The following is a 19446-nucleotide window of genomic DNA, read 5'->3' on the forward strand; positions in this document are numbered from 1 at the left end:
AATATATTTTTATTAAATTTATTATTAGCAAAGTTTCAGTGTAATATTCTACACCTTTACCATAATATGGTATTAAAAATAATAATATTTGATTATATCTTTATTCATCATTGAAAGTATCTACTTTCGAACCCTAAACTACCTATAGAAATAGATGATTTATTAATTGGAAGGATGGTCAATGGCTTGAACATCTAATTCCAATGATTTCAATGATTTCGTTCTTCTTTCTAAAATTGGTCTTTGCCATTTAAAATGATATCAGCTAAAGCCTCTGCATTTTTATAATAATAAGTGAAACCTTCATCTCTTTCAAGAGATTCATCATTTAATTCTCTTTCAATAAATTCAATACATTCATTTAGCCGTGAAAGTGTCACATCCCAAAGAAACTGTTTGTAATCAGGTTTATATAACAATTTATTATATATGCTTTTTAGGAAAATCTCTCTATATTCATCTGTCATATAAAATGGAAAAGGAAAAAACTTCTCTGATCCGTGGGATATTAAACGCGCAATATCCAAAGAATAAGGCATAATACCTGCAAATGCCCAGTCTATTAAAACAATACCTTCATTGCTTTCTATTGCATTACACTGCAAGAAATCCCCATTACATAAGGTGCGTGGACATACTAACTGTCTATCTAAAAAAACATCATATGCAGAAAATAGTTTCTGCTCATTTATAAGACATTTTGACCTTTTATTTATTCTTGTCCAATATCTTTCAAATCGGTTGTCCAACTCATTATCTTTAAAGTCATTTTCCTGCCAGTACATATTAAAAATACGAGAAAGACTATCAGCACATCCATAGGCCATGTCTTCATTAAACATTCGTAAATCCGTTCCAGCAATATATTCAATTAATATCCACCTCACGTTGTTAAAATAAGCCCACCCCTCAAGTTTTGGCACAGGTAGATTTTTATTCTCAAGAAATTTTTCATAAACTTCCACCTCATATTTATCTGTCTTTTTCAAAATATATGTCTTATCATCTGATATTATTTTATAGACATTATGTGTCCTGTCAACACCTTCTCCGTTATCGTGAAAACGTTCAATATAAATTTGCTGTGAAAGTGTTACATTAATTGCATGAAGAACACTCTTCAACATATATATATGGTTTATGTCTCTTATTTTTTCTGTATATACCCCTTTCATTGGATACCCCCCTTTTGTATGGTGAACAATTTCTTACAATAGACATTTATATTTATTTTACCTAGTTATTTACGATTTTTGTTACAATTTTATTTAATCTATACAACAAATATTATCAGTAATTATTCATTAATAAGGCCTTTTTCTTCCATGAATTGAATCTATAAAACCTAAACTACCTATAGAAATAGATGATTTATTCATTTGAATAATGGTCAATGGCTTGAATAGCAAACTCCAATGATTTAATCCTTCTTTCTAAAAGCGTTCTTTGAGGACTTCCAACCTTAGACTTAGCATAAACTCTTTCAATTGATGGGAGTAAACCAGTAAGAATATTTCCAGCTTCAACTAATTCTTTCTCATTGTAATGGTGGGGTATTTGATTCCAAACTTTCTCTAGCATTGCCAACCCAATGTGAAGAGCTTTAAGCCGTTTTTTTATTAATGTAGTATTTGAACCTTTTTCTGTCATCTGAGCCAAGGCCTTTTCGGATTTACTGATAGTTGACTGGAAGGATTTTATTGATTCCAATTTACATTCATCTGATATATTTTCCATGTTAGTGCTCTCCTTTTTTCGTCTATTAATTATTTTGATTCACGAGGTTAAACCATATTTGGTAATTTTCATAATATGTATTTATATTTGATTATATTAGCTAATATATTTAAAATACGACTTAACTACCTCTTATTTATACTTCATAATCTTAGTATTTACTCATAATCTGCAAATATCAGCTAAAGCATTAGTAAATAGTTTCGGTTGATCAAGCATCATAAAGTGACCAGCTTCTTTTATAATAAACATTTTTTTGTTTGGTGCATTAATTGAATCAAAATAACGACTTGCTATTGTATGCGGGGCTTGAAAATCTCTGTCCCCAAGAATATAAAAAACAGGTATTTCATAATCACGACTTTCTTCATATAAACTATGTGAAAATAAAAAATCCCAAAGTTTTTTATTACTACTCATCCCTTTAAATAAACTCACAATATCTGACAACCTGAAAATTGGGCTTTTAAGTAATGTTTTTATTATAGGAATAAAATTCATTCCAACCTTATACTTTCCTTGCAATATTCTAATTCTTTGTAATTTCTTTATCATAGGTTTTTCGTAATTTTTTTCAGGATAAACCCCTATTTTTTCAAGGCTGTCTAAATCCTTTTTATTGCCCACTTTTATTATTAATTCCCTTACTTTTTCGTAACCAATCTTTTCATTCTCCACTATATCTATTACTTGTCCTGCACCGATGTAGTATAATACCTCTTGAGGATATTTCAGCACAAATAATGTTCCCAGTACACTTCCCCAAGAATGACCTAAAATAACAATCTTCTCCTTGTTATATTTCTTTTTCAAATAATTAACTATTTCAAATAAATCATCTATTAATTCTTCACAAGAAGGATAGTTACTATTTCTTTTCGATTTGGTTAATGTTTTTCCTGCACCTCTTTGATCCCAATGAACAATGTTAAAAAAACTTGATAATTCTTTTTGAAAAGCATATGCGAATGTTGACTCTGGCATTCCTGGACCACCATGTAAAAACAAAAGTACAGGAAGTTCAGCACTGATGGTGTGGTGTAACAAGTATTGTTCTATTCCATTGATTTTGATATATTCTGAAGAATAATCGTTTTGTTTTTTCATAACTTACACCTCCTCTATAAAAATAATCTCTATTTCTGAACATACTGGTATTTCAACATTATTACTTATAGTTGTACAAATTTTATTTTACTACCTCACCATTATATCCACCAGTAATTTCAATAATGTTATCATCAGGGTCTTTTAATTGAAAATAATAATATGGTGTTCTGGAATAAAAATATTTTATATTAGTAATCTTCGTTGATATATTTAAACTTATAATCCTATCGTATTCCTTTTGCAAATCTTCAATCCAAAAATTTAAAACAAACTTATTTTTATTAGGTGCACTTGTTACACCAGTAAAATCAAATTCTTTATTATATTTGCCTATACTTATTATCTTATCAGGATTTTCTTCATCGAAGTGTGGATTAAGCATAGATATGTTGTGTCCTTCAAAGTGAAATTCTGCAAACCTATTTTGATTTCTACAACTTACTTCTATATCAAGCAATTTACTGTAGAAATCTATAGATTTATTAATATCTGCTACAACAAGATAAATGGAACCTAAATGTAACATAAAAAAATCCTCCTCTACTTCTTTTTCCAACGTTTCAAATTTGGCATATACTTCATCATTTTAGCTCGTGCAGTTTCTGCATCTGGACAATCGTCGCTTATTATAAACGGAATACAGCTTTCAATCATTTCTTCCAAAGTTTCATCTTTTATAAATCTACCATTAGAAAAACAATAACAGCAATAGTCTTCATTACTTGAACTATCTGAATTTTTTCCAAGCTCCTTCTCATCTTCTAAAGACATACCACAACTTTGACATATTTTTTTCTCCATAGTTAATCTCTCCTATCAATATTTAAATTGTTAATTCTGTATTATTATACCATTTTAAAATTGACACCTGTATGTCAACTTTAAAAATAATTTTCATAAGCTTCTTTAAATCTATTTGCAACTTCACTTTTTAATGATTCAGGAGAAATAACTTTAGCATGATTCTCAAATGACATAATCATCCCATAAAGCCACTCATCTTTAGGATAATTCAATGATACAGTAAAAGTTCCATCCTCATTAGATTTTATTTCATGTTCTTCAAAATAATCAAATACTTGATATGCCATACATTTATCTATTTTCATAGAAAACGAAATTTTATTTTGCGGAGAATCTATATATTTATCAATTTCTTCTTTATCCTCTATGTTAAGCTCCTTCTTTTTAAAAGACTCATCAAGACATTCAACTCTTTTCATTCTTGACAATTTAAATACTCTAATAGCCTGTTTTTCTTGACAGTACCCTCTTAAATACCATGCATGTCCTTTAAACCAAAGTTGTATTGGCTCCACTTTACGAGTTGAAATATCTCCAATTCTACCATAATAATCAAATTTTAAAACACGTTTTTTCACTATTGCAAATTTTACTCTTTGAAATAATTCTTGATGTTGATTACTCCAATCAGAAAAATCTATCGAAATCCAATTTGGATTTTTTATTTGAAATAGCCCAGATAATTTAACTAATAAATCATTAATAGTGCCTTTTTCTACCTCTTGTATACTTTGAATGGCTGCTAAAATTTGAATCTGTTCATCTTCAGATACAATACTTTTTTCAAAAACAAAATTATCAAGTATTGCAATTCCTCCATACTTTCCTTTTTTAGCGTATATAGGAATTCCAGCCATACTTAACGTTTCCACATCACGATAAATAGTTCGTACAGATACTTCAAAATGTTCTGCTAATTCACTAGCTTTTATACATTTTTTTTCTGATAGCAAATACATTATTTCAAATAATCGCTTCAATCAATCTCCCCCCAAAATGGTGTACAACTAATCAATTATCAACATTAAATCCTCTCCTGCAGGATATCTATATTGTACATAAATTGAATAAAACTTACCACAATAGAATTATATGGTAAGCTTTGTATAAGGTATCTTCTCTATATATTTTGTCATAACAAAAATATTTTAACCGTGATTATAAGCTATATGTTCTGAACCGAAAAACTTAGGATTCTCACTACTTATCATTTCAAAAATATTATCATTTAAAAAACTAGGTAATAAATATATTTCCTTTAAATTATTTATATCAATCCATTCACTTTTAAGTTGCATATCATCTATTTCTGTAGGATTAATAGTTTTGTCATTTTTTAATTTACATATAAAAATATGGTACATTTTATGAATATATTCAGGATATAACTCTCGTATTTTAGGGCTATCACATATTTCTTCATATAAAGCAGAAAATCTTATTGGTACAACATTGTATCCTGTTTCTTCAAGACATTCTCTTATAACAGCCTCATGTAAAGTTTCATATATATCTTGTCCTCCACCTGGCAATGAATAATAATTCCCATTATTCTCATCAAAGCACTTGTTTAATAAAATTTTATTGTTATCTATAATAATTGCTTTTGCTGCACTTCTAATGCTCATTTTTACCTCCATAAAAAAACTAACTGGTTGTTAAAATACTCTTTGTCTGACACTTAAAAAGAACTTCATCTTTTCATTTTAATATCTCGCATGACTTATAAGCAATATAAGAAAAATACGAATTACTTAATTTTAGATTATGCTGAAGATCTATTCATCATCATTAAAAAACAATGCTAAATTCTTTGAACTTTCCATTGCTTTCATATCATCTTTAGATGATATATTATTTGTATTATGGCTATAAATAATTGGTGCAATATCCCTAGAGTTCATATGATGTAAAATTGTACATGCTGTAGTGTAGGCATCTTCAATACGTCCATCCCCACCTCCAACAATTATAACTCCACCTTTTTTTTTCTTTATTAATAGGTTTTATATTTTGAAAATGTCTTGCACAAAAATATGTTTGTAACCTGCTTGTAATAGCCAGTAACTGACCTGTTAATTGAGAAAAGTAAAGTGGTGATGCAATTAATATGTTGTCACATTCTTGAATATATTTATAAACTTCTTGCATCTCATCGTTTATACAGCAGCCATCATTTTGCCAACAGTATCTACAATCAATACAAGGATGAATATGGCAATCATATGCATCTACTATTTTATATTCACCATCTAAATATTTAATAAACTCGTTTATCAAAACCATAGTATCACCATTTTTTCTAGGTGTGCCACTAAAAATAAGAGTTTTCATTAATCAATACTCCTCGTATAATAAGTTTATAGTCAGTTAAATGACTGCTATAAACTTATTTATTTTTATATTTTAGTATAGATAAGAATGTGTCTGTGTTTTTCTGTGGGGATTCTCCTGCAATTATTCATTTGTAAATTCAATCTACTAACTTATTGATAAACAATTTCATGTCGCTTTCAAAAATAGATAACCCCTGAAACCCGCATGAACACAACAACTAGTTTTATAGTTAAATATATCCATAGTTAAATATATCCATAGTTAAATAGGTTCATATTTTTATATTTAAATAGTTCTCTATATCCATTTTTACCTATATAAATAGGTAAATATACACCTATTTATATTTAAAACTAGGAAAGGATATTTTTTTCATTTTAATATCTCACATGACTTATAATCAATATAAGAATATTGTGTATTAATATAACTTCTGATTATGATTATTTTGCGGGTGTTAGAGGATACTTATTCATTGATGTATATTTTGATACTCGAAATCCGAGATTTTCATATAATGGTTTCCCTTTTTCAGTCGCCATTAAATCAACTGCGGCAACGCCTAATAGCTTTGCTTCCGATAAAAGTTCTGTCATAACTTTAGTTGCAATGCCTTTTCCTCTATATTGAGGGTATGTAAAAACATTGTATACCGTACCTACAAGATATGATGAAAACGCTATTATCGGAGGTCTTTCCACGATTGACATAAATGCAGTTGCTAATACTTCATTTTCATTCTCGGCAATGATAGCAATAAATCCCTTGTTAAGGTGTTGAGTAAAATATTCTTCTAACTTCATTCTAATATCTTGCACCTCTTCCGAAGAATACACACCTTTTTCTGCAAACAGGTAATCCATACGAATATTTATGAGGAGGTCAATATCCTCTTTAACCATTTTTCTTACTTTCATGTTTTGCACCACCTTATATTTATAATCTTCAGTTCGTACTTTCCTTTGAATTGCTACATAAAAAATATCGCATATCCTCGTTGAGTAATACGGTATTCACATAGATTATTCTATTTATGCTTAGTCGTTAAATGAGAAAAATACGAACAAGCTAACCGATAAATTGGAATTTGTCAGCTTAATATATTGCTTATTTTGAAAAGTACTACTTTAACTGCTTCCTCATAACAAGCCCTTGTTCAGTCTCAAAAGACACATTAAATCCACTTTTTTTATACATCTCAAAATGGCCGCCAAAATCTGATGACTGATAACTAGATTCTTTGTATGGGTATGCCTCCACAAAGTCAAATCCATCCTGGACCGCATCCTTACACACACGCTCCAATAGCAGTGTGGCAATGCCTTTTCTTTTCATCTCCGGAGCAATCACGAAACAAAATATGGATTTCACCTTTATGCCCGTGTTGGATTGTCCTAAAGGTACATAATCCATAAATCTTCGCCAACTAGCGCATTTCAAACAATCTGATTTCGTATTTGCGTTGCACCATCCAACGACTGTATCACCACTATAAACAAGATAACCTTGAATGTTATTGCCTTTAACATATTGTAAGGCACATTCTCTTCTTTTCGCTACTGTTGAAAGATCTTTGCCCTCATAATCATCGTTACACCAACACACACAATAACATTTATGCTCGTCCACATTGTTATCGTGTGGCGTAGTGTCAAAAAAATGCACGTAATCTTCTGCAAGCTCTGGTATTAACTTGCGTATCTCAATATCCATTCATTTACCTCCAGTAATATAAATAACTTACAATTCAAATTCCTGTTTATCTGTTTGTTAAATAGGTATCACTACTTCGCAATATCTACAAAATACGAATTAAAACACAGTAAAATTCACTTCTGAATTAATACGATATCCTGGTTCCTTGACTTTATTTTCTCTCTACAATTTCACCACTACTTTTCAAAATACTATTCTCTGGAATATAACCTCTTACAGAACTTAATGGATAAACAATACTATCTTTTCCTATTATTGTCCCTGGGTTTAAAACTGAGTTACATCCTACTTCAGCTGAATCGCCTAGAATTGCACCAAATTTCCTTAAACCAGTTTCAACAATATCTGTACCATATTTTACTTTTACTAATGTTCCATCAGATTTTAAATTGGAGGTTATTGCACCTGCCCCCAAATGGGCTTTATACCCTAATATTGAATCACCAACATAATTGTAATGGGGAACTTGCACTTTATTAAAGAGGATTGAATTTTTAATTTCAGTTGAGTTTCCAATTACAACATCATTACCAATAATAACATTGTCTCTAATGTAAGCAGAATGCCTGATTTCGCAATTGTAACCGATAATCGCTGGACCGTTTATAAGAACACTTTTTTCTATAGTAGTGCCTTTGCCAACCCATACAAATTCCTTTATTCTTTCAAAATCGCTTGGCAGATTTTTTGCGTATTCAAAAATGAAATCCTTAATTTCTGTAAGAGCTTCCCAAGGATACTTAACTCCTTCAAATATGGCTCTTGCATCTAATTCTTCAATGTTTAATAGTTCGTTTACAGAAACTTTCATTATAATCCTCCTCTGATTTATTTCGTCATATCCTACAATTATTCATTTGTAAATTCAACCTACTAACTCATTGATAAACAATTTCATGTCGCTTTCAAAAATAAGTAAACCCTGAAACCCGCATGGCGACAACAACTAGTTTAATAGTTAAATATATCCATAGTTAAATAGGTAAGTATATACCTATTTATATTTAAAACTAGGCAAGGATATTTTTTCATTTTAATATCTCACATGACTTATAACTAATATAAAAATATTGTAACCAGATTATAAAAATACAAAAATATATTACAGTTTTTTAACCATTATTATGAATTCCGTATATCCATCAGAAGTCTCCAATACATTTCTTTCAGTTTCTTTAAAACCTAACTTTTTATATATCTTTATTGCTCTTTCATTGAAGGATGCTACCATTAGCTTAACATTATTTCCTTTATAGTTTAGTCTTTTAATACCAAACTCAATGCATGCTCTGGTAAATTCTTTGCCCAAGCCTTGTCCCGTTAACTCAGGTTTGATCCCTAACCCTATGGTCATTTGTCCATCCTCTAACCAGTGGCAATAAAATCCTATCATATATTCTCCATTAAAACAGGCAAAATATCTTACCTCGCTATCTGGTGCTAAAAATTCCTTTAAACCATCTTCTGATGGCATATCATAAAATGAATAAATTCCATCATAGTGCCACTTGTTAACTTCACGTATATGTTCTATTTTAAATTCCTTAAATTCTAAATTCATTTTTTATCCCCCCATTTTGGTAAAGCATATTTATTATTAAATATTATAAAATCATTAATTTCACCTCTTAATTATAAAAAGACTATGGGATATTACTCTCCCCTCAGTACTTGTATTTATAAGATAATCATACTTATAATTTTTTACAGTAGTTATTTATATTAAATTTTATTACCTAATCTATTAAGATTACGATTTTAAATATTATGTTTATTGCTTTACATTATTTGTTTCTATTTACTGACGCTTCAACTATTCTTTTGTTAATAGAATAATTACATCCAAAATTAGAATCATCAAACAATTCTATTCTCGATAGTAAATCAATATCTTTTATATTACTCCAGTTAATTTCGCTGCTTAATTCTTTTAATATTATTTCTGAATCAAAACCAAGATAACCCCTACTATAATAGTTTATAATTTTAGGTTCTACATAACTTGTTAAGCCTATAGAATTATGTTTCTCTATTATCTTAATGTATAAGTTACATAAAGCTGCTTCCCGTTCTTTTCTTTCAGGTGAAGCTATCGCCGTCTCTATTAAATCAGATATAGCACTCGATATTTCAAGCCTTTTGAAAGCAACTCCGAACCACTTGCTATAGGGATAATATTTTTTTTCATAATAAAAACATATCTTCATTAGCTTATTTATTATTCTATTCGTAATAATACTTTCACCTATTCTATCATCCTTTTCTGCACATCTACCTATAAAAGCTTGTTCCTCATTAATTGATTTCCATAGTATAAATAAACGTAAGAGCAAAACATTCCTTGGGAAAAATTGAATAGCTTGTCTTGCTTTAGTTAAATCTCCAATTCCATCATAAAATACTTCTCCACTTGTTAGTTCTAGTAGATGCTGTATTGGGAAGGATATCCAGTCCTTAAAATCTATTTCTCTATGTTGATTAACAACTATATCATTGTTAAAAAAAGAATTTACCGTATTTATTTCTACAAAATGGTTAATAGGATATGTATTCTTATATTGCATATAACTATTATTAGTCCATCCTTCGACAGCCTTGTAGTTAGTTGGAAACCCCTTATATTCAAAGGGTAGGTTATATTTGAAGAGGGTATCTAACTTAGTTTTTACATCATTAAAGTTTTCTTCCTCTAAAAAAATTTGTAATCTGGGCCCCCAAACATGGTCAGTGGATTTATAGTCATCAAACCCCAATACATCTGAGCAATGTCCAACGAGCGCTGCTGCATATCGAAGATCCGGATATTGCTTATCTATTAGTGGTTTTATAATATCAAAGTAAAATCCTTTATTTAATTTTAATCCTGGAATAAATTCATTCTCACTTTTACATACAAAGATATCACTCATATTCCTACTCCTTTTATCAATTAGTGAATAATATCTTACAATTATTCATATACAATCATAATTATAATACTTATTATAGAACAATTACAATAAAATGTTTTAAAATACAAAAAGCACCTCTATAAAGAGATGCTCTAGTCAGTGTATGAATAACGTTTATTATAATTTGAGTTATTAAATAAAAAATACCGTCGTGATATATTAACCTTACTTATAATTATTATGATATTCTCGATCCAGCATACTAAAATAGAATTGGTCGACCCACTTACCTCTACATAGATATTCTTCCCTAAATACACCCTGCTTTGACATACCTACCTTTTCCATTATTGATGCAGATTTTTTATTTTCGCAATGGCACATACCTAATACCTTATGAGCTTTCAATTCATTAAATGCAAAGGAAAGCAAAAGCTGTACACTCTCTAAACAATATCCATTACCTTGAAACTCAGGCAAGATAACATATCCAATTTCCCAGCTCTTACGTGAGGAAATACATTCCCATATATAAACTACTGCCATCTGTACCCCATCTGAACTGCGTTTAACTACAAAATCAAAAACATCATTTTCTTCAATTCGCTTAATAAACTTCTTTCGAAGACGATCTTTGTCAGTCTCAACATGTTCCTCATAACACCATAATTCTTCATCACTTTCTTCATTACATATAAATTCCATATGTTCTTCAGTTACAGGTACAAGTTCTATAGATTTTCCTTTTAATAGATGATGTAATTGTTTTTTCATATTTTCCATCCTTATCCCCCACTTTTTCATTTTCCTCTGCTAATCTAATTTCATATAACATTCTAATACATCTCTATATTTCATATATAGGTGCAGACCTCTTTGCTTTTATTGCATAATCATCAAGGTAATCTGGTAATCTTTCCTCTATACTACATCCATCTAATGAATACCAAGTTATTTTTTCAATGACATCACACAAACTTTTGCCATGAAATACTTTGGAATTTAAAATATCCTCTAATTTAGCATAATCATAGGCTTGTAAGCCATTTAATGTTAATCCATACCAGTATACTTCTTTACCTGGATTATCTCTATCTGGCATTTTCCCAAGCCAGCAATCTTCATATTCTGTGTCATCATCAATACAAAAGTTAATTTCAATACATGAATTATACTTTACTACATCACTTTTTAGTACTGTTATTAAGTCTTGCAATTTGATTTTCGCCAACATTCTCACCCCCAATACTTGTTTTCATAAGATAACCCAGCTTTGTAATTTCTACTCCGCAATTTATACATAATTAGAATAGCTCATCTAATAAAATATAGTATTTTATTTTTACATAATCAGGTTTTATTTCTAATTCTTCAAACAACATATCTGTATATCTTGAATCAAAATCCATTAATTCACGAACACATAATGCAATATCTTGATATAGATCGCCAACGCCCCCTCGTCCTAAATCTATAAAGGATGTAATATCTTTACCATCTGTAAAATAATTGTTAAAACAATAGTCTCCATGTGTAAACACTAATTGTTCTACTGGCTTATTCCTTACGAGATAATTAAATACATCCCTAGATGTTTCAAGGCCTTCCGTATATTTATTTCTATCCACTCTTCCTATCAAATTATGTTCAATCCTGTATTTTGCTTTTTCTAATTTTTCCTCTATTCTACTGTTAAAATTACATTCTGTGATATCAACACTCTGCAATTTCTTTATACCAATAGATGCTAAATGAACTAATCTTTCTGGAGCTTTTCTATATGTTTCATCTTCTAGCATCTGACCTTTTGCATTCTCTATTAGCATATAAGAAATGTCATCTTCTATCACACGATAAATCACTTTTGGTACTGATAGTTTTCCATACAACCACTGGTACATCTCATATTCTCTGATCACTTCATCATTAACCTTTTCTATCTTTAAATAATAAGATTTTTCCATATCAAAGCACTTAATTACTTTTGCTTTAGACATACCTTCTTTATCTACTTCAAAGTGCATACCTGCAAGTATTTTTTCTAACTTATTTGGTAAATACATATATTTTCCCACCAATCCTTTTTCTATATAAATATCTGGTTTTCTATATTCATTTAAATCTATCCTTGTGATTCTGTTGATCTATTTATTTTTTCATCTCTCCATAGTTTTAACAACTTTTTCATTTTTTTTCTGCTATCAATAACCCAAAACGGTTTATTAGGATATTTTTTATGTAAATTCATTATAGTATGTTTACGTGTTTTAGAGAAACTCCATAAGCCTTTACAAAGACGTAAAAACTCCTTATCAAGTTTTTCTTCAAGATATTGGGGTATATCCGAACGCTTTTTACCATTTCTTGTTAATACACTAACCAAACATATGAAACGATTTATATCAAGAAATATTATTAAATCTGCTGCTTTAAATCGCAATTCCATTGTGTCAGTATGATTTCCCTCAATTATCCATTTTACCTTTGATGTAAGTTCCATTTGCTTCTTTATCCATTCTTCTCTCGGAGGTTGTTCCCAATTAGGACGCCAAAACTCAACATCAAGATGAATAAGTGGCAAACCCGTGATAACAGACAATTCTTTAGATAAAAAACTTTTTCCACTACCATTATTACCAACAATAATAATGCGATTGTATCCTAATATACTCAATACTATCACTTCCTAAAATATAAATAATTTAATACCTATTATTAATGGGGCATGTCTAAAGAAATTATTCAGTTTTATATTTCTTAATCTCCTTCGATCAATTTATTATAATTACACATAGCCTATAAAATAATTATACATGAATATAAGCAAGTATAATCTAATTCTTCAAAATATCAGTATTAATAAATTTATTAAATATTTCAATCAGAATCATTTTAATTTTAAAGTGAAATTTGCCCTCGTCATATGTAGATATTGGGAACTAATTAAGAAAGTTTGATCTTTGAAAATTGAATAGTACTTTATTGGTAAGATATGTTATAATAGTATCGAATTGTACTGGATAAATGGGAGTCATTGGGCTAGAAGTAAGGAGGATTGGTAATGAGGAAAAACGCATTATTAACTTGCTTTATATTAATTGTGTGTGCCATGATAACAGGATGTTCATCTGTAAGCAAAGATTATTCATCAAATATATCTGTAGATAATTCAGAATTAATATATGAATCGAAAGAATATCCAAACGAAAACTATGTTAGTTTGGAGAAAGATAAAGTATTTTTTGTGGTACAAGTATTTCAAAAATCAGATAATTCTATCATTGTAAATTCAAGTTCAAATTCACAGTTTTTTGATGATATGCAATATATAATTAAATATGATAAGAAGATTTCTAAATCAGATATAGATATAAAATGGTTGACTCTAATGGGTTCTGAGGATGCTACGAAAGAAAATCAAATAGCCATATCTGATATAATAATATCCTATAGCGGAGAAGTAATTAGTGAAAGAAAAATAAATTTTGTTAAGAAAGCAATAGAAATAGTTGTAGATACTGTCAAAAATTAATTGTAATGCGGGATAAGTCCCCATTTTATAGTATATAGAGGAGTAATTTCAAATAAATACAATTCATTATAATTACACATCACCTATAAAATAATTATACATGAATATAAGCAAGTGTAACCTAATTTTTCAAAATATCATTATTAATAAATTCATTAAATATTTCAAGTAGAATCATCCATCCATTAAAATTTAATGGATACTTCAAAATGTGAGGTGAAGAAATCATGACAGATAAAAAAATTATAGTACAATTTACGATGCTGACATTTTGCATAGCCTATATTGTGTCAGGTGCTTTGATTATTCTTGGGCAGTTCGGATACTCGGTTTACAATTGGGTTCACTCGTTACAGCAATTCGGTATGAACATTCCTTTTGCAATCTATATTTTGTCACCCGCTATTGCTTCATATATCGTTCTCAAGAAGAATAACAAAATAGCAGATTTTAAGGAATGGTTGAAAACTGTTTTTTATTTTAAAAATAAAATTTCCCTCTATTTGTTCGTTGTTGCAGGGCTTGCACTGTATTTTTTGATACATATTGCAGTTTCAGGCCATACGGAAATGGTGCTTCCGTTTTATACGTTCTTCCTTTCTCTACCTGGGGGGCTTATTATCGGTGGCTTGGAAGAAGCTGGCTGGATGTACATATTGCAGCCTGAGCTTGACAAAGATTATGGCTTTGTTTTTTCTTCCATTTTTACAGGTATAGTTTGGATTTTTTGGCATATTCCTCTCTTTTTTATTCCGGGGACTAATCATGGAGAGGGACTCATTAACTTTTGGATGTTTGCAGTTCAACTCATGGCGTTTCGTTTTTTTAATGGAGCAATCTACAAAATATCGGGAAAAGGCTGTGTGTTTATGTGTGTATTATTCCATACCATGTTTAATGCAGCATCCCCCATCTTTGGCACCATGACTATGACTTGGTTAGGAACTGTTGTGGCAAATACTATGATTATTGTTGTTTCAATTGTAACTGTTGTGATGTACAACAAAAGTATAGTGTAATAGTACAACCCTGCATCCTTATACAAACTTTTCTTTGAAAATTGAATAGTACGGTGTTGGGAAATATGTTATAATATGGTCAAAGTAAGCGTGTTTAAATCAGTTGATAAAAAATAACGGGAGGTATTTTTATGGATTTTAGGATAATATCATTGCCACCATTCAAAGCAGCATCATCTGGGATAGATAAAGAATTTAACTTTTCCCCTGACGGTATTTTAGGAAAGTTCAATAAGTATTTTTCTGCAATTAATCTATGTGAACGAGATAGTTTTATGCCCAGAGACTTTTTATGTTTTGATGAAGAAAAACAAGGCCTAGTATGGTGGTGGGCATTGAGTGATGATATGGATGATGGCAGTAACGAAATTGTTGATTTTGAAGGCGGGTACTATGTAACTTATTTCTTCAAAGATGGAGATGAAGAAACACGTGGTAAGTTATATAATCAAGCCTTGGAATATATTAAGAATTCTGATATTTTCGAACTGGATATCCGTCAAAATCATTATGGTATGGGACATATTATTACACCACCAGAGATTATAAAAGCACAAGGATGGGCACAAATGGAAGCGTTTATACCCATTAAATTAAAATCAACCTCCAACTTGTAATGAAAGTTACAGTGAAGTAATTGAAATGTAAAGCTGTAAAAGATATAAATAGCTCACTAAAAATAAAATCAAATATTTTATGAAAATACCGTACTATTCAAAACTGAATATACGGTATTTTTAGTTCGCAATATAATTAAAATCCAATTTATTATTTTATGAAAAATCAGCAAATATTGAGTTAACCATTTAATATAGTTTTTCTATTATTCTATAGATTCTATTAATCTTACAGAAGTTACCACTTTATTTAATTCGTATTCATTGTTGTTATTTAATACTTTAATTATATCTCCAGTTTCAAGTGCTGTTGACCAAAAATATCCGGGGTGATGTATTAACCTTACTTATAATTATTATAATATTCTCGCTCCAGAATACTAAAATAGAATTGATCAATACACTTATTGTAAATTGTTTAATGGAAATGTATATTTAAAAACACTAATCATATAATCTTTTTCTTGAAAATCTCCGCAATAATCAAATCCCGCTTTAGAATAATAGTTTTTTAATTTTACATTTCCAGCCCAACAGTCTAAATATAGTGTTTTTCTTAAATTTCTTGAAATCTTAAAGGCATAATTAACAATTTTAAGTCCTATATCTTTTCCTTGATACCCTGGTAATATTGCTATTCTGTAAAGATATAAATTATTGGGTTTGTTGATGTGAAGTACAGCATTAACATCCATGTCTTTTATAGAAAATGTTCCAACTATTAGCTTGTCTATTGTCATCATATAGATGTTTTTATTTTTTACGTCTATGTTTATTTCTTCAATATCCCAAGGATATGTCCATTGATTAATACTTTTTTGATGTAAGTTTAACGTTACTTTATTTAGTAACTCAACTATTATCCTTATATCATCTTCCTCTGCTAATCTAATTTCATATAACATTCTAATACCTCTTTTATATTTCATTTATAGGTGCAGACCTTTTTGCTTTTATTGCATAATCCTCAAGTAATCTGGCAATCTTTCCTCTATACTACAGTTCCTTCTTATTGAAAATTTAATATTAAAGTTATTTTTGATAAACTTTTGCATTTCCTAACAATGATAGGTTATAACCGTCAACAATTATTGCACTTTGTTGTTGTGTAGTATATACCATCTTTCCATTTTCTCTTATATATTTTTCAATACTTTTATTTTGTGAATCAGTATTTTTATAGTGTACTTCAACTGCAAAATTGTCTATACATCTTAGTCCTTTTTCATAAATAAACTCTGGATAATCTTTATCTGGAGAAATATAATACTGCGAGCATTGCATCATAGCACCAGCACTCCATCCCATTATTATTCCACTATGCTGTTCTACGGTATTAATCAATCCTAACTCCGATAGCCTACTCATTATTTTATCTGGGAATCCACCTGTAAAAAAAACTATATCCGCTGAATTAATTTTTGCTTTAGCACTTTCTGAATTGTCTGTAAAGTAATTAATCAATGTTATATTATTATCCTCTATTCCATAAGTGTAAAATGGAGCAGCTATATTTTTGTAATGCTCACCACTTATTTTATTATAGGATTTTTCCCACTCAGCCTCATTTTTTATCCAATCCTCATGAAAAGCAAAAGGAATCACACAAATTTTGTACTCAGGTCTAATTATATTCTTTAATGTTTTATATGCCCATGATTCGTTAAAATCTAATCCATCTAATAAAATATTCATAATACTCCCCCTCAATGAAACTTTTTAAAATTCATAATGCTTCACAATTTAATATAACCGTTTTTATTTTCTGCTACAAACATAAATTCCATTATGTATTCCTTACTAAAGAGCGTGTCAATCCACTTCTTCTTTTACCTTTTTTAATACAGAATTAATAAATTCATTCTTTGCATTTGTATATGAACCTCTATCATTAGTATACTTTGAAGCTAAATTCTTCTTTAGCCTTGAATATTCCTCAACGGCTTCCTTATTTAGCCTAAGGTAATCACGAAAATAGATGTGATTTTTCCACAGTTCTCCGTTAATTATTTCTATATGCAAATAATGAGTTCTTAAATCTTCCCTTCCTTTAGCAAACATTACACGACCTTCAATCCCTGCATTATCTCTAAATTGATATCCATTTGCTTCTAATAAGTTTCTATGCTTATCTACATCATCCAATGATTTAACTCCTACAGCAATATCTATAATTGGTTTTGAATCAAGTCCTTCTATTGATGTACTTCCTACATGTTGTATGTCTATAGCAGTTTTGCCTAACAAATGATACAATAGTTTTTCTTCTTCCTTATAAATCTCTTTCCAATTAAAGCTATATGGAACAATCTTAACGGTTCCCCTTGCTAATCCAATCATTTATTTAACCTCCTTAAAGAGATGCACTAAATATTCTAGTTTAATAGTTAAATATATCTATAGTTAAACTGGTTCATGTTTTTATATTTAAATAGGTCTCTATATGCATTTTTACCTATATTAGATAGTTAAGTATATACCTATATGTATTTTAAACTAGGTAAGGGTATAGTTTTTAAATTTTAATATCTTACATAACTTATAGACAATATATTGAATTTGTAAATTGATTAATCTAAAATAAGTTTGTTTCAATTCTACTATTTAGTTCAAATAGTGCAACTTTATTACTTTCCCAATATAACTTTTTAAAAACCTCTTGATATGTCCCCCAGAAATATTCAGTATGTTCTAATGATAATTCTATATGGTTATTGTTAATATTAACTGCAAAACAATATTCAGGTATTACAAATACATTCTTATCCCAATATTGTCTACATTTCTCTGATATGCAGTTAGCAGGCACATAAAATGTAGATACTAATTGATAAAATTTATTTAAACGTTCTATACCAGACTCTTCAAATGATTCTCTCTTTGCAGCCTCTAAAGGAGTTTCATCGTCTTCAGCTCCGCCAGCAATAAATTGCCAATAATCTCCATTATTTCTCTTAAAAATACAATATAATGGGATTTCATTAACTAATTTATATGGTATTACTAATACCTGTATAGGCGCTCTCATAATATACACTTCCCTTTTACATTTATTTGTATTTAACGAATAATAAATTACATTTTTTCATTTACAACCATAAATATAATACTTATTATAGCACGATTACAATAAAATGTATGTATATGAAAAAAGCACCTCCATAAAGAGATGCTCTAAAATAAATGGCTCTGATTTTTAATCAAAGCCATTAAATTCAATATTATGCTTATACTATTCGTCTTAATATTGCTTCTCATATTCTATAAGCATAATCCTCAAGATTCTTTTGAACTTCAAATCCTTCTGGCATTTTTTATGCTAACTCAATACTTTCAATGGTTATATTCCCCTTATTCCTTTTAGTCTTCATTAAGGGCAAAAAAGTTAAAGTTAATATATCATCTACGGTAAATTTAAAATTATTTTATTTTTCATTATTTTGTAGTAAACTATTCATAGTATAATTAATCCATAAATTGATTTTTTAGTATTTTTTTCTAATTTGAGTTATGACATTAATTATGAGGAGAGTAAGTAGATGAAAAAAAGAACAAAGATTATATTTAATGCAGAAGGAGAAAATTCAACTCAAAAGAAAGAACATGAGGAATCTATGGAAAGATGGAAAAAGGAAATACAAGAAGATAATAGATCAGATTGATTAACTTTAATATATATTGGG

26 protein-coding genes are annotated in these 19446 nt (G+C 29.2%); 4 read left to right on the forward strand and 22 right to left on the reverse strand.

The window, feature by feature from the left end:
- Positions 1-230: 230 nt before the first annotated feature.
- The 18 genes from B3Z56_RS12350 to B3Z56_RS12435 form a co-directional block, all read right to left on the reverse strand.
- The gene (locus tag B3Z56_RS12350) at positions 231-1175 is read right to left on the reverse strand and encodes a phosphotransferase (protein ID WP_346878869.1); all 945 of its coding nucleotides are present in this window, start codon (positions 1173-1175) and stop codon (positions 231-233) included.
- A gap of 196 nt (positions 1176-1371) precedes the next feature.
- The gene (locus B3Z56_RS12355; protein ID WP_346876760.1) at positions 1372-1737 is read right to left on the reverse strand and encodes a hypothetical protein; all 366 of its coding nucleotides are present in this window, start codon (positions 1735-1737) and stop codon (positions 1372-1374) included.
- A 162-nt stretch (positions 1738-1899) separates the two neighbouring features.
- Positions 1900-2844 (reverse strand): alpha/beta hydrolase, encoded by a 945-nt coding sequence (locus tag B3Z56_RS12360; RefSeq protein WP_346876761.1) that lies wholly within the window; start codon positions 2842-2844, stop codon positions 1900-1902.
- An 82-nt stretch (positions 2845-2926) separates the two neighbouring features.
- Positions 2927-3373, reverse strand: coding sequence for a VOC family protein (locus B3Z56_RS12365; RefSeq protein WP_346876762.1), 447 nt, complete (start codon positions 3371-3373; stop codon positions 2927-2929).
- A gap of 14 nt (positions 3374-3387) precedes the next feature.
- Positions 3388-3648 (reverse strand): zinc ribbon domain-containing protein, encoded by a 261-nt coding sequence (locus B3Z56_RS12370; protein ID WP_346878870.1) that lies wholly within the window; start codon positions 3646-3648, stop codon positions 3388-3390.
- Positions 3649-3728: 80 nt separating this feature from the next.
- The gene (locus B3Z56_RS12375; protein WP_346878871.1) at positions 3729-4631 is read right to left on the reverse strand and encodes a YafY family protein; all 903 of its coding nucleotides are present in this window, start codon (positions 4629-4631) and stop codon (positions 3729-3731) included.
- A gap of 168 nt (positions 4632-4799) precedes the next feature.
- Positions 4800-5279 (reverse strand): NUDIX domain-containing protein, encoded by a 480-nt coding sequence (locus B3Z56_RS12380; RefSeq protein ID WP_346876765.1) that lies wholly within the window; start codon positions 5277-5279, stop codon positions 4800-4802.
- Positions 5280-5429: 150 nt separating this feature from the next.
- Positions 5430-5555 (reverse strand): hypothetical protein, encoded by a 126-nt coding sequence (locus B3Z56_RS12385; protein WP_346878872.1) that lies wholly within the window; start codon positions 5553-5555, stop codon positions 5430-5432.
- A gap of 37 nt (positions 5556-5592) precedes the next feature.
- Complete coding sequence (locus B3Z56_RS12390) at positions 5593-5985, reverse strand: flavodoxin family protein (RefSeq protein WP_346878873.1); 393 nt, start codon at positions 5983-5985, stop codon at positions 5593-5595.
- 446 nt (positions 5986-6431) lie between these two features.
- Complete coding sequence (locus tag B3Z56_RS12395) at positions 6432-6905, reverse strand: GNAT family N-acetyltransferase (protein WP_346878874.1); 474 nt, start codon at positions 6903-6905, stop codon at positions 6432-6434.
- Between the two features lie 205 nt (positions 6906-7110).
- The gene (locus B3Z56_RS12400; RefSeq protein ID WP_346878875.1) at positions 7111-7701 is read right to left on the reverse strand and encodes a GNAT family N-acetyltransferase; all 591 of its coding nucleotides are present in this window, start codon (positions 7699-7701) and stop codon (positions 7111-7113) included.
- A gap of 154 nt (positions 7702-7855) precedes the next feature.
- Positions 7856-8515: a UDP-N-acetylglucosamine pyrophosphorylase gene (locus B3Z56_RS12405; protein WP_346878876.1), complete on the reverse strand. Its 660-nt coding sequence runs from the start codon at positions 8513-8515 to the stop codon at positions 7856-7858.
- A gap of 291 nt (positions 8516-8806) precedes the next feature.
- On the reverse strand, positions 8807-9265 hold the full coding sequence (locus tag B3Z56_RS12410) for a GNAT family N-acetyltransferase (protein WP_346878877.1): 459 nt from the start codon (positions 9263-9265) through the stop codon (positions 8807-8809).
- Positions 9266-9488: 223 nt separating this feature from the next.
- A complete protein-coding gene (locus tag B3Z56_RS12415) occupies positions 9489-10613 on the reverse strand; it encodes a DUF4037 domain-containing protein (protein WP_346878878.1) in 1125 nt (374 codons plus the stop codon).
- Positions 10614-10820: 207 nt separating this feature from the next.
- The gene (locus B3Z56_RS12420) at positions 10821-11378 is read right to left on the reverse strand and encodes a GNAT family protein (RefSeq protein ID WP_346878879.1); all 558 of its coding nucleotides are present in this window, start codon (positions 11376-11378) and stop codon (positions 10821-10823) included.
- A gap of 64 nt (positions 11379-11442) precedes the next feature.
- Positions 11443-11829 (reverse strand): hypothetical protein, encoded by a 387-nt coding sequence (locus B3Z56_RS12425; RefSeq protein WP_346878880.1) that lies wholly within the window; start codon positions 11827-11829, stop codon positions 11443-11445.
- Positions 11830-11899: 70 nt separating this feature from the next.
- Complete coding sequence (locus tag B3Z56_RS12430; RefSeq protein WP_346878881.1) at positions 11900-12658, reverse strand: APH(3') family aminoglycoside O-phosphotransferase; 759 nt, start codon at positions 12656-12658, stop codon at positions 11900-11902.
- Positions 12659-12717: 59 nt separating this feature from the next.
- The gene (locus tag B3Z56_RS12435) at positions 12718-13269 is read right to left on the reverse strand and encodes a hypothetical protein (RefSeq protein ID WP_346846815.1); all 552 of its coding nucleotides are present in this window, start codon (positions 13267-13269) and stop codon (positions 12718-12720) included.
- A gap of 387 nt (positions 13270-13656) precedes the next feature.
- Here B3Z56_RS12435 and B3Z56_RS12440 point away from each other — a divergent pair, with 387 nt between their 5' ends.
- The 3 genes from B3Z56_RS12440 (at position 13657) to B3Z56_RS12450 (ending at position 15763) form a co-directional block, all read left to right on the forward strand.
- Positions 13657-14127 (forward strand): hypothetical protein, encoded by a 471-nt coding sequence (locus B3Z56_RS12440; RefSeq protein ID WP_346878882.1) that lies wholly within the window; start codon positions 13657-13659, stop codon positions 14125-14127.
- A 227-nt stretch (positions 14128-14354) separates the two neighbouring features.
- Entirely contained in the window at positions 14355-15146 is a 792-nt protein-coding gene (locus B3Z56_RS12445; protein ID WP_346846813.1) for a CPBP family intramembrane glutamic endopeptidase, read from the forward strand.
- Positions 15147-15277: 131 nt separating this feature from the next.
- Positions 15278-15763, forward strand: a complete 486-nt coding sequence (locus tag B3Z56_RS12450) for a hypothetical protein (protein WP_346846812.1) — start codon at positions 15278-15280, stop codon at positions 15761-15763.
- A gap of 404 nt (positions 15764-16167) precedes the next feature.
- On the opposite strand, the gene B3Z56_RS12455 is transcribed toward B3Z56_RS12450, so the two are convergent.
- The 4 genes from B3Z56_RS12455 to B3Z56_RS12470 all read right to left on the reverse strand — a co-directional run bounded on the left by B3Z56_RS12455 (position 16168) and on the right by B3Z56_RS12470 (position 18791).
- Positions 16168-16668 carry a GNAT family N-acetyltransferase gene (locus B3Z56_RS12455; protein WP_346846811.1) on the reverse strand — a complete coding sequence of 167 codons (501 nt, stop codon included), beginning with the start codon at positions 16666-16668 and terminating at the stop codon, positions 16168-16170.
- Between the two features lie 127 nt (positions 16669-16795).
- Complete coding sequence (locus B3Z56_RS12460; RefSeq protein ID WP_346846810.1) at positions 16796-17458, reverse strand: Type 1 glutamine amidotransferase-like domain-containing protein; 663 nt, start codon at positions 17456-17458, stop codon at positions 16796-16798.
- 117 nt (positions 17459-17575) lie between these two features.
- Positions 17576-18103 (reverse strand): GrpB family protein, encoded by a 528-nt coding sequence (locus B3Z56_RS12465; protein ID WP_346846809.1) that lies wholly within the window; start codon positions 18101-18103, stop codon positions 17576-17578.
- Positions 18104-18338: 235 nt separating this feature from the next.
- On the reverse strand, positions 18339-18791 hold the full coding sequence (locus tag B3Z56_RS12470; protein WP_346878883.1) for an NUDIX hydrolase: 453 nt from the start codon (positions 18789-18791) through the stop codon (positions 18339-18341).
- A 511-nt stretch (positions 18792-19302) separates the two neighbouring features.
- Between B3Z56_RS12470 and B3Z56_RS12475 the strand changes: the two genes are divergently transcribed.
- Entirely contained in the window at positions 19303-19425 is a 123-nt protein-coding gene (locus tag B3Z56_RS12475; protein WP_346846807.1) for a hypothetical protein, read from the forward strand.
- Positions 19426-19446: the final 21 nt, after the last annotated feature.

It is taken from the genome of Clostridium sp. UBA7791 (genome assembly GCF_002480755.1).
Taxonomy (GTDB): Bacteria; Bacillota; Clostridia; order Clostridiales; family Clostridiaceae; genus Clostridium_J; species Clostridium_J sulfidigenes.

Excerpts from the sequence above, each read along its gene's own strand:
- B3Z56_RS12350 (WP_346878869.1), bottom strand. The coding sequence starts at position 1,175 with ATGAAAGGGGTATATACAGAAAAAATAAGAGACATAAACCATATATAT.
- B3Z56_RS12355 (WP_346876760.1), bottom strand. The coding sequence starts at position 1,737 with ATGGAAAATATATCAGATGAATGTAAATTGGAATCAATAAAATCCTTC.
- B3Z56_RS12360 (WP_346876761.1), bottom strand. The coding sequence starts at position 2,844 with ATGAAAAAACAAAACGATTATTCTTCAGAATATATCAAAATCAATGGA.
- B3Z56_RS12365 (WP_346876762.1), bottom strand. The coding sequence starts at position 3,373 with ATGTTACATTTAGGTTCCATTTATCTTGTTGTAGCAGATATTAATAAA.
- B3Z56_RS12370 (WP_346878870.1), bottom strand. The coding sequence starts at position 3,648 with ATGGAGAAAAAAATATGTCAAAGTTGTGGTATGTCTTTAGAAGATGAG.
- B3Z56_RS12380 (WP_346876765.1), bottom strand. The coding sequence starts at position 5,279 with ATGAGCATTAGAAGTGCAGCAAAAGCAATTATTATAGATAACAATAAA.
- B3Z56_RS12385 (WP_346878872.1), bottom strand. The coding sequence starts at position 5,555 with ATGAACTCTAGGGATATTGCACCAATTATTTATAGCCATAATACAAAT.
- B3Z56_RS12390 (WP_346878873.1), bottom strand. The coding sequence starts at position 5,985 with ATGAAAACTCTTATTTTTAGTGGCACACCTAGAAAAAATGGTGATACT.
- B3Z56_RS12395 (WP_346878874.1), bottom strand. The coding sequence starts at position 6,905 with ATGAAAGTAAGAAAAATGGTTAAAGAGGATATTGACCTCCTCATAAAT.
- B3Z56_RS12400 (WP_346878875.1), bottom strand. The coding sequence starts at position 7,701 with ATGGATATTGAGATACGCAAGTTAATACCAGAGCTTGCAGAAGATTAC.
- B3Z56_RS12405 (WP_346878876.1), bottom strand. The coding sequence starts at position 8,515 with ATGAAAGTTTCTGTAAACGAACTATTAAACATTGAAGAATTAGATGCA.
- B3Z56_RS12410 (WP_346878877.1), bottom strand. The coding sequence starts at position 9,265 with ATGAATTTAGAATTTAAGGAATTTAAAATAGAACATATACGTGAAGTT.
- B3Z56_RS12415 (WP_346878878.1), bottom strand. The coding sequence starts at position 10,613 with ATGAGTGATATCTTTGTATGTAAAAGTGAGAATGAATTTATTCCAGGA.
- B3Z56_RS12420 (WP_346878879.1), bottom strand. The coding sequence starts at position 11,378 with ATGGAAAATATGAAAAAACAATTACATCATCTATTAAAAGGAAAATCT.
- B3Z56_RS12425 (WP_346878880.1), bottom strand. The coding sequence starts at position 11,829 with ATGTTGGCGAAAATCAAATTGCAAGACTTAATAACAGTACTAAAAAGT.
- B3Z56_RS12430 (WP_346878881.1), bottom strand. The coding sequence starts at position 12,658 with ATGTATTTACCAAATAAGTTAGAAAAAATACTTGCAGGTATGCACTTT.
- B3Z56_RS12440 (WP_346878882.1), top strand. The coding sequence starts at position 13,657 with ATGAGGAAAAACGCATTATTAACTTGCTTTATATTAATTGTGTGTGCC.
- B3Z56_RS12445 (WP_346846813.1), top strand. The coding sequence starts at position 14,355 with ATGACAGATAAAAAAATTATAGTACAATTTACGATGCTGACATTTTGC.
- B3Z56_RS12450 (WP_346846812.1), top strand. The coding sequence starts at position 15,278 with ATGGATTTTAGGATAATATCATTGCCACCATTCAAAGCAGCATCATCT.
- B3Z56_RS12455 (WP_346846811.1), bottom strand. The coding sequence starts at position 16,668 with ATGTTATATGAAATTAGATTAGCAGAGGAAGATGATATAAGGATAATA.
- B3Z56_RS12460 (WP_346846810.1), bottom strand. The coding sequence starts at position 17,458 with ATGAATATTTTATTAGATGGATTAGATTTTAACGAATCATGGGCATAT.
- B3Z56_RS12465 (WP_346846809.1), bottom strand. The coding sequence starts at position 18,103 with ATGATTGGATTAGCAAGGGGAACCGTTAAGATTGTTCCATATAGCTTT.
- B3Z56_RS12470 (WP_346878883.1), bottom strand. The coding sequence starts at position 18,791 with ATGAGAGCGCCTATACAGGTATTAGTAATACCATATAAATTAGTTAAT.
- B3Z56_RS12475 (WP_346846807.1), top strand. The coding sequence starts at position 19,303 with ATGAAAAAAAGAACAAAGATTATATTTAATGCAGAAGGAGAAAATTCA.